Below are 13,529 nucleotides of genomic sequence, written 5' to 3'. Positions count from 1 at the left end.
TCCATCAGCGCCTTTCTCAGCTCTTCGATCCGGGTATTCACTTCCTTCTCGTAATTCTTATCTTCATCACTCTGGAACCCCCTCGGTCCCTTCTTCACTTTAGTTAATTTACTCATAGTATTATATTTATGTGTTTTTATATTTTATATATTTATTTTTGTTTTCGGCCCCGGCTTTCACCGGCCCCAACCTAAACATCTGTTCTAATGTTATACATATTTTTTACCCTATGCAAGCATTTTTTAAACTTTTGAACACCACACTCCGGATCGTAGCGCCATTCCGGACCAGTGACTTCCGATTTCCCGACGATTCCTATCTCTAGGTAAAGGCCAGCAGGATAAACGATCGGACTCGGAAAATCCAGCGGAGGGTCCGCAAAAGCCAACGGGAAAGCCAAAAAGCGCCGGTCCGAGAGGTGAACCGACGCCGAATAGGTAACTAAAATGAAAAGTGAAAAAACTAAAAAAACTGGAAAAATCAGAACGAATAGGTGGCCACGATGTTGGCAGAACAATCTTTAAAATTACGGCCAAGCTGGCCCTCCAGACCAAAATCCAGGCCCCAGTGGTTCTTTGTCAACCCATAGCCGGTTCGAATAATACAGAGGTTTTTCGTGGCATGACCGATGGCCGGAGCGTACTCCAGACCCAAAAATTGACTATCGCCGATCCGGTTTCTTCGACAAAATTCGCGTTTATAACCAACCTCGACAAAGATTTTCCCCAAAGGTAACTCGCCCTCCATGTGAACGCCAAACACGCCGGACAACATATGACGGCCGGACTTGCCATAGACTATGCCATCCTCGTCATTATCTTCATCGGCCTTGGCCGCTGGGGTAGCCGCCGGTGTCTGTTGATCCGGCTGGGCCGCCGGTTGGGTCGCCGTCGCCGGTTGAGCCGCCGGAGCTGGTTGAACAGCCGCCGCAGTCTTGGTTTGGTCGGGAGCGGGTTCGTCTTCCATCGTCACAACCTCGCTACCGGACCTCTGGTGGACATAATCATAGGATAAAGCCAGCCAGGGCCCAAACTTCAGGTCCTTGTACTCACCGGTTAGCCAAACACTATCCATATTAAAGGATAGCCAGTGGCCCTTGTGTGAACTGAAAAATCTACCGATCTCTGCCTCATGGTCACCTTCTTCATCGGGAATAGGCCTATTTCCCCACTCCTTATATTTTACTTGACCAAACAATCCGGAAAACTTGATCCAAAGATCCCGGACCAAGGATTCCCATTCACCGTAGAAACCACCAAAACCGGTCAGCTGCCTACCATTGTTACCACCTAGCAACGTCATCCCGTTATACCTCACGGTGGCATGGACACAGCCAGCCATCAATCCAAGCACCAACTCATCATTAACGCCGGCATCATAGCCTATTACAGCACCCCATAATCCGGCATGCATACCATAGCCATTGACCTCATTCTGGCGGACCATATCCACCATACCGGCCAGCCAAAGCTCCCGGTTATGGGTTTCTCTAGCCATATGGCCATAGATTGCCTGGCGAGCCATATTGGCCAAAGCAATGGTCACCCGGTTACGTTCCTCCACCGTACTGCGAGATATGGATCTGGCGATATCACCATTATCAAAACCATCTTCGTCCTTATCATAATCGGCAATCAACATACCGAACAGCTTGACCTCATCATTGCTTACACTGCTATTACCCTGCATCTCTTCTACTTTATCGATAAAGTCTCCGGAGACACCAGTATCATCGATTTCATTGGCTTCAAAAGCTTCGCCGTAGGTATGTATGGTTGTGCTAACAATACCATATTTAGATCCACTACCGTCTGTAGGGCCAAAAACATAGTCTGAGATAAAATTATCGGCACCGCTAACGTCAACTCTTTCGGCAAATACACTGGCCTTATTATCTCCAAGCTCAACCAATGTCAATTTGTTCACACTAATACCTGGAGCTTTCCTAACCATGTCCTTGACCAATAGGCCGCAAGAAAGCGCTACCTTGGTACTGTTTTGGCCAACAAAATTATCGACCTTGGCTAAAAATAATTGGCCACGTACATTGCTATCTTCCGGCGTCGCGAATCGAATCTCAGATTCATTACTAAAAATTATCTTATCATTTGCACCAATTTCCAGCCGATGCTTAGCCGCATCGGTAAATACAAGGTTGGCTTTTTCTCCAACCACAAAGGATTTTTCACCCGGAGTAGCCGAGGAGGAATTCAGCACAACTTCGCCAGCAATCTTCAACGTACTTTTAGCACCAACCTGGACCAAGACATTTTTTGTACTATCACCAGATATGATCAATTTTTTCTCACCACCGATGGAACCAAAGCAATTATCAGAAACCAATATCGCCGGATTAACCATCTCTCCCATCATCGATAGGGTCCCACCAGAACCATCGGCAACCAATTTAGCTATTAAGGCATCGCTATCACCGGTGCCAGTAAGCACAAAACTGGCGTTAATTTTTTTATCCTTTACTGTAAAATTAATATTACTGCCAAGCTTTACCATAGCACCACCATTGATGATGATGCGTCCTTTGGTTGCTTCATCAACCTCTGCTCCAGCTAAATCCTTTGCTGCCCTGATCGTTAGGTCATTAGCAGTCGTACCATCATCTTTTACACCCATAAGTGTCAATGTCGCACCTGCCTTAACCTCCAAGCTGTTGGCAATATTCAATTCACCATTTGCTGTATTATTTGCTAACTTCAACGAGCTTTCACCATAGACGATACCTCCTTCGGTGATCAAAACACCTTTTTCAGTATCTACAAATGCAATCAGGTTACCGCCACTGCCATCGGTGCCGATATCGACGAAATCCATGTTATTACCTGCCGTACCACCGGAAGCATCGGTGTATTTCACAATTTTCAAATCTTCGCCTGGATTCGCACCAAGTATCAGATTTTTTACGGTAAAACCAGAATCCAATATCGAACCACTTGCACCAACTTGAACAGCACCAGTCTTGGTGGTTACAACACGCAACGCAGCACCAGTAGGATTAATTTTACCATCGCTGAAAATCAATTTCTTATCGCCGGTTTTCAGCAATAATTGACCGGAAAAGGAATTTAACGTTTCATCAGCTTTGATTTTTACATCATTGGTGGAATAGGTAGCATCAAAAAACACTAATTTTGGCGTACCTTCGATCTTTATGCATTTGCTGTTACGCTTCATTATAAATTCATCCGTAGCTGATGTTGCGTTAAAGCTAAGACCAACGGTACCACCACCTTTCAACGTAAAATCATGCTCACTAACTTCATTATTACCCGTATTGCCTGAAATCTCAATAACTGCGAATTTATCAACCGCGGTGGTCTCAAGATAACCAGTATCAGTGGAACTGTTAATATCTGTTAAGGTTGATCTAACGCCACTGTCCTTAGTTGTAACATCACCCTGCAAATCCACGACACCAAAGCCCATACCCACGACAGTCAATAGGCAAACCTGGCTAAATCGCTTTGTTAAAACATCTTTATCAATTTCCTTACCTTCCATATTGAAAGCATTTCGACTTTTAGGTTTAACTTTGAGCCATCGCTAACCCTAACCAAAATATCTTGGTGGATACTATACGTATTTTTTACATTATACAAGAAAAAATAAAGACATTAACAACACATTATGTAATATATCATATCTCATCTCCATCGACTTCCATCACGCGGCTAATTCGTATCAAGCGATCTTTATCTTCTAAATTTATCAATCTTACGCCCTGGGTAGTCCTGCCAATTATTCTTATGTCTTGAACCGGAGACCTCACCGCCTGACCAAACTTTGTCAGCATCAGGATCTCGTCATCCTCCCTGACGGATAAGGCCCCAGCCACACCGATATTTTTGGCCATCCTGATGGCAATCACGCCGCTGCCAGCGCGTTTCTGTAGCCTATAGCTATCAAATTTTGATCGTTTACCCTGACCATTTTCCGCTGCAACCAGGAAGGTTTCCTCATCTCTAACCACCGTCATCGCAACCACCCGGTCACCGTCCTTTAGGCTTATACCACGCACACCTCTTGTGGCTCGACCCTGATCTCTAAGATCTTTCTCACTGAACCTGATAGACATACCCTTATGGGTTATCAGCACCAGCTCATCGCTACCGTTAGACAGTCTGGCATCGATGACAATATCTCCGTCATCCACATCGATACCAATAATACCACTACGCCGATAGTTTTCATAGGAGCTCAAACAGGTTTTTTTCACCACACCATTGCGGGTGCACATCACAACATATTGCTCACTGGAAAACATTCTGAAGCACAGCATGGCAGCCATATATTCGTCCTTTTGCATCTCCAGCACATTTATTATTGATCGTCCTTTGGCTGTACGCACACCTTCAGGGATATCGTAGACCTTTTCCACATATATTCTACCGTTATTCATCACAAACATGACATTATCATGGGTACCGGCCGAAACCAGATGTTCCACGGTGTCATCCTCGTGCTGGCCAACGCCAATAACTCCTTTGCCACCACGCCGCTGTGATTTATATGCATCGATATTCGTCCGCTTTATAAAACCATTATGCGTAACGGTTATGATACATCCTTCATTGGCAATGACATCCTCGATTCTGAACTCGCCTTCCTCTGGAATAATGCTCGTCTTCCTTGGAGAAGAATATTTTTCTTTCATCTCGATCAGATCGGATTTTATCAAGCTAAATAGCAGCCCTGCATCGGTCAAAATCGCCCTATATTCATCTATTAGCTTCTGCAGCTCGGCATACTCTTGTTCGATCTTATCTCGTTCCATACCAGTTAGTTGATACAATCTCAGTTCCAGGATTGCATCGGCCTGCTCGGTGGACAGTGGAAATTTTGCCATCAATTCTGATTTGGCCTGATCTCTATTTGCAGACTGGCGGATTATCCTTACGAAGTCATCCAGATTATCCAGCGCGATACGATAGCCTTCGAGGATATGGGCCCTGGCTTCGGCCTTTTGCAACCTAAATTCGGTCCTACGATAAATAACTCGTTGTCTATGTTCAAGATAGCATTCTAGCATCTCCTTGATATTCATCTGCTTAGGCCGTCGATTATCCAGAGCTAACATTATGACACCAAACGATGACTCCAGCTGGGTCATTTTGTAGAGCTTATTTATTAATACTCGGGAGGATTCACCGCGCTTTAACTCAATAACTATACGGGTGTTTTCATCGGATTCATCCCGCAGATCGCTAACCTCTTCGATGGCTTTGCTGTTTATCAGATCGGCGATTCTTATTACCAGTGCCGCCCGATTGACATTGTAGGGCACCTGGGTTATAATTACCTGTTCTCTACCACCTTCCAGTTCTTCTATCTCTACAATGCCACGATTTTTTATGATTCCACGGCCTGTTTTGAGATATTTTTCTACGCTTTCCGAACCAACCACCACACCACCGGTCGGGAAATCAGGACCTTTTATTATATGGCACAGCTCGTCCACACTCAGATTTGGGTCATCGATCATCGCACAGAGAGCATCGATCAACTCGCCAAGGTTATGCGGCGGGATATTTGTTGTCATCCCAACGGCGATGCCCGTCGAACCGTTCATCAGCAAATTTGGTAATGCCGATGGCAAGACCGTCGGCTCAACAGCGCTTTCCTTGTAGTTTGGCTGAAAATCAACGGTATTTTCGTCGATATCGCGCAAAATCTCTTCGGCCAGGCGCTCGAGCTTGCACTCGGTGTAACGATAGGCTGCCGGAGGATCACCATCTATGGAACCAAAATTACCCTGGGGCATAATCAATGGATAGCGCAGCACCCAATTTTGACCAAGACGTACGATGGTATCATATACCGAAGCATCGCCATGGGGATGGTAATTTTTTAAAACTTCGCCGACCACACCGGCGCATTTGTCGAAGGGCCGATTACTCAGGAGACCTTCCCGCAACATGGCATACAATACCCTGCGTTGGACTGGCTTAAGCCCATCACGCACATCCGGCAGTGCCCGACTGACTATGACAGACATCGAGTAATCTATATAGGATTTCTGCATGATGTCCGTTATGTTCGATGAAATTATTCCTTCGTTTTCTTGTATCATCCTAGGGTCTCCAATAGGTTAAGCATCTATGTAAGAAGCATTTAACGCGTTATCTTCTATGAATGCCCGGCGGATCGGCACGTCTTCGCCCATCAACATTGAAAAAACCGATTCGGCCATTGCCGCATCTTCGATCGATACTCTCAGTAGTTTCCTGGTCGATGGATCCATGGTCGTTTCGAACAACTGCTTAGGATTCATTTCTCCCAGGCCTTTGTATCGTTGGATAGACAGGCCACGCCGCCCAAGCTCTCGGATCTTTGCCAAAAGCTCCAGGCCAGAGTGCATGCCGAACCTGGTTTCGTTTTCCCTGTCGATGTTTTCAACCACATAATACCTTGGATGTTCGGTTCGTTCAAACGTCGATATGTCTAATCCCGTATCACGTAGTTCCTTTAGAACTTCACTAAGTCTCAGCGATTCAAAGACTTCATGGACAGAAATACGTTGACGGACGCTGTGGCCATCCCGGTCAATTTCCTTTGCCGCAGTGACAGAGAACAGATCGTCAGAAATACCGTATTCAGAATAAAATTTCGACCTTTGTTCATCATCAAAAAGAAACCTGAACTCTTCCTCGTTTCCGGTCCTTATCCTTGCTATGTACCTGGGCAGATCCAACGTTGCCAAGTCATAAGCACTCAGGTACTTAGCCAATGGGCAACCGCACCTTGTTATGCCATTTCCAAGGCTTTCTAATCTTGAAAACGCATTAACCACAGTTTCGACTTTGCTGTGGTCAAATTTCTTGCCATCTTTAGCTGACACCAATGCAATATCTTCTGATCCAAGCTCTAGCAATATCCTATTAAGTTCAGCATCATTATCCACATAGCGCTCCTTTCTCTTTCTTTTTATTTTATAGAGCGGTGGCTGGGCAATATATACATAACCTCTTTCGATCAATTCGCGCATTTGCCTGAAGAAAAATGTTAGAAGAAGTGTTTGAATATGAGAGCCATCCACATCGGCATCGGTCATTATTATTATCTTGTGATAGCGACATTTATCCGGATCAAATCCACCCACGTCGTCGGAACTGCCTACGCCTGTGCCACAGGCCGTGATCATCATCCTTATGGCTTCACTGTTAAGGACCTTATCAATCCGGGCCTTTTCCACGTTGATGACCTTTCCAAATAGCGGTAAAATTGCCTGATTTTTTCTGTTACGTCCCTGCTTAGCTGAACCACCTGCCGAGTCTCCCTCGACTATGAAAAGTTCACATTTTTCTGGAGATTTTTCCGAGCAATCGGCTAGCTTTCCTGGTAATCCACCGGAAGCTAATGCGCTTTTCCTTACCGTCTCTCTGGCTTTACGTGCAGCTTCCCTGGCTCTGGCAGCACTCAAGCACTTGTCCACTATTTTCTTGCCAAGACCCTGGGTTGTCTCCAGGACATATTTCAGATTATCACCAACGATTTTTTGAACCACGCCATCGACTTCACTATTGGATAGCCTGGTCTTAGTTTGTCCCTCGAACCGTGGCTCTGGAACCTTCACCGAAATAACCGCGGTCAGACCCTCCCGCATATCTTCTCCGGTCAAAATTGGATCCTTGTCTTTCAATAAATTATTAGCTTTAGCAAAGGAATTTATCACCCTGGTCAGGGCCGTTTTGAACCCGGAAAGATGGGTACCACCCTCGGTATTGAAAATAGAATTTGCATAGGCATAGATCTGCTCGTTATAGGAATCGTTATACTGCAACGCCACATCGACGGCTATGCTATTATTGCTGTCCACCGAGACAATGCCAGAAAATGCCATGGGGCTTTCATGGATGACAACCTTTCCTCTATTTAGAAACTCGACATATTCGGTTATACCGTTGTCAAACTTAAATATTTCTGATTTATCATTGCGTTCATCGGTTAACAGTATGGTTACACCAGGATTTAGGAATGCCAACTCACGCAGTCTTTTGGCGAGTATATCATACCTAAATTCTCTGATTTCGCGAAAAATTTCCGGATCCGGCAAAAAAGTTATTTTTGTACCGGTTTTTTTCGTATCACCGATGATGGTCATCTTTTGAGTTGGTTTACCCTTGGCGAAAGACATATGATAGATGTGTCCATCACGCCTCACCTCCACATCAAAAACCTCTGAAACGGCATTAACACATTTTGCACCAACACCATGCAGTCCACCAGATACCTGATAAGCTCCTTTGCCAAATTTGCCACCGGCATGCAGATTTGTCATGACTAATTCAAGGGCTGGCATTTTGTATTTTTCGTGCATATCCACTGGTATGCCCCGGCCATCATCTTCCACAGAACAGGAACCATTTACATGCAAAATTACACTAATATTACTGCAATAACCAGCCAGTGCCTCATCTATGGAATTGTCAACAATCTCAAATACACAATGATGCAATCCACGCTCATTTGTATCACCAATATACATATCAGGACGTTTACGAACGCCTTCGAGTCCCTCTAATTTTTGGATCTTCGAAGCATCATAACGACCTTCCTTTAAAATTTCATCAGATTTATCCTGAACAACATCACTCATACACTAGTATATTAGACAATCTCAGACAACTATTCCATGGCAACTAACGGAATGGGAAGACAAATAAATAATCGAAACGCAAAACGCGAACAAAAAATTTCACCAACTACGTAATATTTATACGAATTTACAGCCTGGGGTGGCAGACCGGATTCGAACCGGCGACCCTCGGAACCACAATCCGATGCTCTAACCAGCTGAGCTACAGCCACCATAAACAGTGGACAAATCTCAACACTTTGTCTGTGTTGTCAACCAAGATACGCGGTCCAGCACACAAAATAATCCGAATCCTGATTCAGATTGACAAAACTTTCATACAAATAAAATTAAAGTGGAGTTATGCTGAGCAAGAACAATATTAGGTTTATACCAGCTACCCTAAACAACAGGGCCTGGGCTTTTAATATAGACTGTTTAGTGATAGGCCTTATCTCCATTCCTTTTCTTAGAGACAAAATGCCAGATTTGTCTGCCCTAATGCCCGATACATCCGCACTGCTCAAAGCAGACGATCTAAACGTGATAGCAAAAAATCTAACCGAGCCATTTCAGGGCATAATGATCATAAGCATCATAATTAGCATTATATATTTCAGCATCAGTGAAATATTGAGCCATGGATCGACCCTAGGCAAGAGACTCATGAAGATAAAAACCATTGACATCAACGACCCAGCCTCGAGTCCATCGGCGTTACAAACATTGATACGATCTAGCCTTAAGTGTATTACGGCTTTCTATTGCATAGACATAACCAATATAACAATCTGTGCGTTATCATCGACAAACTTCTTCTTTGGGCTGATCTCGGCCACAGGTTCCTTCGGCTACGACATGATTTCAAGGACTGTGGTGGTGAAATATGACTACTACGAATGCTGCCCGGTTGAAAAAAATCACAACAACGCTGATTGAATGTCATGGCGGGGGAAGAGAGACTCGAACTCTCGACCTTCGGTTTAGAAGACCGTTGCTCTATCCACTGAGCTACTCCCCCTTTGGTGTTAACTTAACTTGTATAACAAAAAAACAAAGGCAAGGATTTTACTAGTTAGCAACCCATATTCATATCTTGTCCGATGGTTAAAATGCTTTAAAAAGTAAAAAAAATACTTAAACTAGTAAAAGTAATGTCATCGATTTCGTCAGTAACTCAAGTTACCCAATCAGCTGCATCCGAGAAGATCAAAAACCTACAGGGTGAATTTGGCAATTTTAAATTAAAGCAACTCAACGGAAGTGGTCCAACTGTAATGAATGCTAGCGGTTATTCCACATTAAAACTAACTGAACTGGATCAAAAAAAAGCAGAAACGGCCCAAACGGTTGTAACAGCCATCTTCAAAGATTACAAAATAGACACTGCCACATTGTTACCTTTAAAAGCATATGATAAAGTTAAAAATGACGCTGATAAATTTACTGCAATGGCATTTACTTTGTTAACACCTGATGAAAGAACGCAAGTGCTAGCTTCGCCAGCTACCATGGAGTCATTTTGCAGAAACATAATCAATAAAAAGAACGAACAATACAAAGCAGCCCAGGGAACGTCTGGCACTCCAAAAGAAGTTGCCACCAATACCTATAACGCTTTACCACGACAGGAAGTACAAGAAGCTTTAAGATCTCTTAAAACCCAATCAAGCAAAACACCAAGCTTACCAGAACCACCTCAAATTATAGAGACACCATTGGAGGATATTCAAGCTATGTCACCTAGTCATGTACGCACCACCGATAACCTTAAAGGAAACCAAATCAGAGGTGTTTCGATAGTACCACTGTTGCCAAACTATGGAAAAGGTATCAACCTGGGCGATAACAAACCAATAAACACCTCGTCAGGTTCTGGTAGCAAACCCATTGCAGGTGGCGATTCCCAGAAAGTCGACCAAAATCAAGCCAAGCCCAATAAGTTTACTGATAGACAATCTAACATGCCTTTTAAAGATAAAGTAGACTATTTTAATAAGGGTCAACCTTTCACTAAACCTAATGTTTCGATAGGTTCTGGTAGCAAACCCATTGCAGGTAGCGATTCCCAGAAAGTTGGTCAAGACATCACGCCAAATACTAAGATCAGCGGCAGCGACGACGGTTCTCAGAAAGTCGGTCAAAACACAGCGACTAGCACTACATCAGGTACTGATAAAGCTGCAGATCCCAATGGTAATACAACCAAATATGCTGATAATTCAAGGATTAATGTTGATAATTCAATACATATACATGAACATCATCATACACCAAAGACAACAGTAGATGAGACAAAGATACCGGAAGTCAATACGCCAAAGCAACAGGGAGTTCCATCGGAGTCAAAGGTGGAAACGCCGAAACAACCTTTCATTGACCCACTTGCCTCATCTCAATCGGCCAATAAAGCAGAGGGTGATTCGATAATAATAGATATATATAGTGATGTTTCCGGTGGAGATATCGCTGCCATAAAAGATGCTATAAGCAAAGTAAATAAGGACATATTCGAAAGGGTTCTCGGTGAAATTGGGAAAAAGGGTGATGATAGAGCCACCAGATATATCGTGGCATCATTCAAATCATTGAGTCCATCCGAACGTGAAGCTGTGCTTAAAAATCCAGAAAGGCTCGAGACAACCCTAAGAAACGCCGCCTATAATTCGACGGTTTCAAAGGCTAGACGAGTAAAAGCGCTACAAAAAGGAAACGTCAACAATGCCTACAATGGACTAACCCTGGAAACAGGATTTACCATTGGCCAACCAATTACAGGAACCTTACCTGCCAGTGTTAAAGAAAAACTCCAGGCTTTAACGTATTTTGAATCGATGCTATCTTCATCAAAAGTCGCTCCAGGCCAGATAGAAGAATTCCGCAAAACGGTTTTCGAAATAATAAAAAACGATGAGGTATATACAGGTGATTGGAATGGTTCATCAATTGATTACCTGGCCAGAATGCTTGCCAATGAAAAGATGCAGGGTTTTACAGAAAAGATAGACGAAAGCATCTGGAGAGGAATCAAACGAGGAGTTTCAGGCTTTTTCAGAGATACAAGAACAATAAAAGAAGACCAGAGAGGCGTGGCAGGTAATACGGCTCTTGGAATGGGCTCAGCACAAAATACCACCATGTCCATGTCATTGGCCGATAGTATAATACACTACAAAGGCAAAAAACAGGAAAAGGTTAGTGAAATAGGCACAGGTGCATAATCCGAAACTCCACCTGCACAAAAAATTGAATACACAACTACGCAGCAAGCAGCAGAGGCTCTTGGAGTAAATTTAAAGAAGATAGATATAAAGAAATAACCTATCTATTTAGCAAAAATCTATCGGTTTCCCGTTTGATGGTCTTTGCCTTTAGGTCCGCTCTTTTATCATAGAGCTTCTTGCCTTTACCCAGAGCCAGTTCAACCTTTATGAGGCCATTTTTTAGGTACATACGCGACGGCACCACACTGATACCGTCCTTCTCTATGCCGGCTCGAATTTTACGTATCTCTCTGGCATGTAATAACAATCTGCGCTTCCGGCAAACCTCATGGTTGGCATAATTGCCAAATTTGTACTCATCGATACGCGCATTACATAGCAATAAAAAACCAGCTCTGTCCACCATTACAAACGAATCATTGATCTCAGCACAACCGGCTTTCACAGATTTTACTTCGGTACCTAAAAGAACTACCCCAGCTTCATAGACTGAACTGACTTCGTATTCTCGGTGCAGCTTCCTGTTCCTTATTTCAAAAAACTTATCACTGTTATGCTTCAACACTAGAAACACCACTAGTCATCCTGGCCCAACTCATAGGAAATTTTTCCTTCTATTATTTCCCTAAGTACTATGTCTTCAACCCTAAGACTCTCCAGAGAATCTATAAAAGGAGTTGCACCAAACCTCAATTGGCGGACCCGCTTAGATACGATATTTATCAATATCATCGGATCTTCAATTATATTTTGTGCCGTCTGCAAATAATCATCTCTCATTTAATAAATACCCTACCGGATTTTTATAGTTGGATTCCTTGAAAACATGTCAATATTTTTATCAACTACAATGGATGCATTTATTATAAATATTGAGTTGATTTCGCTGCGGCGACAATTAGCGTTAAAATATGAATCCCGTTAGATTTTGCGAAGATGATGACGAATGTTGTCATAATAATTACAACAAAATCATCGATTCGATGATACAAAAAAAATTTCTTGAAGAAAGAAAGGTATTCCTTTGGGGCGCTATCGAAGACAGTTCGGCCAAAGACATAACGGAAAAACTTTTGTATCTTGAACTTACTGATCCTGGGAAAAAAATACAATTTTTTATGAATACGCCCGGAGGATCGATCACCGCTGGCATGGCCATCTACGATACGATGAAATTGATGACTTCGCCGATCCAGATAATCGTGACCGGCCTCGCTGCTAGCATGGGCTCAATATTACTATGTGTACCAAAAAAAGGCAGCAGATTTCTATACCGCAACGCTAGAGTCCTAATCCATCAACCACTCATAACCGGAAGGATTGTTGCACCGGCTGTTGACATAGATATCCAGGCCCAGGAGATGGAAAAAACTCGGGATGAGATGAATAAAATATTATCAGATGCTTCGGGCCAGCCAATGGAAAAAATACGTAAGGACACCGATAGAGATTTTTATATGAATGCCAAGGAAGCCATAGAATACGGTCTAGCCGACGCAATCATAGATAAATTATGGTAAGTTCAGGCTATAATGTTTTTTATGACTGCCTTGAAATCACAAATAAACCACAACCGAGAACCATTTAGCCCCGGCCCTCGTCTATTATCTCTGAATCCTGCTTAACTATCCAGGGGCTATTCCTGTCAATATCGCCATTACCGACACACTTCCGTGCTGATCAGTAATACATTGTTACCATGGCAACAACTATCG

Annotated in this window: 7 protein-coding genes, 2 tRNA genes and 1 pseudogene; 3 read left to right on the top strand and 7 right to left on the bottom strand. The window is 43.3% G+C overall.

All coding sequences use genetic code 11. The features are described from left to right. Positions 1-480: 480 nt before the first annotated feature. From LBB20_00210 to LBB20_00195, 4 genes and pseudogenes are all read right to left on the bottom strand, one after another. Positions 481-3,516, bottom strand: a complete 3,036-nt coding sequence (locus LBB20_00210; protein ID MDR2735256.1) for an autotransporter outer membrane beta-barrel domain-containing protein — start codon at positions 3,514-3,516, stop codon at positions 481-483. A gap of 136 nt (positions 3,517-3,652) precedes the next feature. Then, a complete protein-coding gene (gene gyrA / locus LBB20_00205; GenBank protein ID MDR2735255.1) occupies positions 3,653-6,085 on the bottom strand; it encodes a DNA gyrase subunit A in 2,433 nt (810 codons plus the stop codon). An 18-nt stretch (positions 6,086-6,103) separates the two neighbouring features. Next, positions 6,104-8,560 (bottom strand): annotated as a pseudogene (gene gyrB / locus LBB20_00200) (DNA topoisomerase (ATP-hydrolyzing) subunit B). A 186-nt stretch (positions 8,561-8,746) separates the two neighbouring features. Then, positions 8,747-8,823, bottom strand: a tRNA-His gene (locus LBB20_00195). Positions 8,824-8,953: 130 nt separating this feature from the next. On the opposite strand from LBB20_00195, the gene LBB20_00190 reads away from it, so the two are divergent. Beyond that, positions 8,954-9,529: an RDD family protein gene (locus LBB20_00190; protein ID MDR2735254.1), complete on the top strand. Its 576-nt coding sequence runs from the start codon at positions 8,954-8,956 to the stop codon at positions 9,527-9,529. A 6-nt stretch (positions 9,530-9,535) separates the two neighbouring features. On the opposite strand, the gene LBB20_00185 is transcribed toward LBB20_00190, so the two are convergent. Continuing rightward, positions 9,536-9,611 (bottom strand) — tRNA-Arg (locus LBB20_00185). A 133-nt stretch (positions 9,612-9,744) separates the two neighbouring features. On the opposite strand from LBB20_00185, the gene LBB20_00180 reads away from it, so the two are divergent. Further along, positions 9,745-11,811: a hypothetical protein gene (locus LBB20_00180; GenBank protein ID MDR2735253.1), complete on the top strand. Its 2,067-nt coding sequence runs from the start codon at positions 9,745-9,747 to the stop codon at positions 11,809-11,811. A gap of 100 nt (positions 11,812-11,911) precedes the next feature. Here the strand turns inward: LBB20_00180 and smpB are convergent, their stop codons facing one another. Together smpB and LBB20_00170 are read right to left on the bottom strand one after the other, a co-directional pair. After that, positions 11,912-12,391, bottom strand: coding sequence for an SsrA-binding protein SmpB (gene smpB, locus LBB20_00175; GenBank protein MDR2735252.1), 480 nt, complete (start codon positions 12,389-12,391; stop codon positions 11,912-11,914). Next, complete coding sequence (locus LBB20_00170) at positions 12,391-12,594, bottom strand: DNA-directed RNA polymerase subunit omega (GenBank protein ID MDR2735251.1); 204 nt, start codon at positions 12,592-12,594, stop codon at positions 12,391-12,393. The genes smpB and LBB20_00170 overlap by 1 nt, the downstream gene beginning before the upstream one ends. 131 nt (positions 12,595-12,725) lie before the next feature. Here LBB20_00170 and LBB20_00165 point away from each other — a divergent pair, with 131 nt between their 5' ends. Then, positions 12,726-13,334 carry an ATP-dependent Clp protease proteolytic subunit gene (locus tag LBB20_00165; GenBank protein MDR2735250.1) on the top strand — a complete coding sequence of 203 codons (609 nt, stop codon included), beginning with the start codon at positions 12,726-12,728 and terminating at the stop codon, positions 13,332-13,334. The last annotated feature ends 195 nt before the right edge of the window (positions 13,335-13,529 follow it).

This window comes from Puniceicoccales bacterium (assembly GCA_031283585.1).
In the GTDB taxonomy this organism is placed as follows: Bacteria; Verrucomicrobiota; Verrucomicrobiia; order Opitutales; family LL51; genus JAIRTH01.
The sequence above is the reverse complement of the archived record's forward strand: the minus strand, read 5'-3'. Positions and strand labels throughout refer to the sequence as shown.

Coding starts and splice junctions, on each gene's coding strand:
- LBB20_00210 (MDR2735256.1), bottom strand. CDS start 3,516: ATGGAAGGTAAGGAAATTGATAAAGATGTTTTAACAAAGCGATTTAGC.
- gyrA (MDR2735255.1), bottom strand. CDS start 6,085: ATGATACAAGAAAACGAAGGAATAATTTCATCGAACATAACGGACATC.
- LBB20_00190 (MDR2735254.1), top strand. CDS start 8,954: ATGCTGAGCAAGAACAATATTAGGTTTATACCAGCTACCCTAAACAAC.
- LBB20_00180 (MDR2735253.1), top strand. CDS start 9,745: ATGTCATCGATTTCGTCAGTAACTCAAGTTACCCAATCAGCTGCATCC.
- LBB20_00170 (MDR2735251.1), bottom strand. CDS start 12,594: ATGAGAGATGATTATTTGCAGACGGCACAAAATATAATTGAAGATCCG.
- LBB20_00165 (MDR2735250.1), top strand. CDS start 12,726: ATGAATCCCGTTAGATTTTGCGAAGATGATGACGAATGTTGTCATAAT.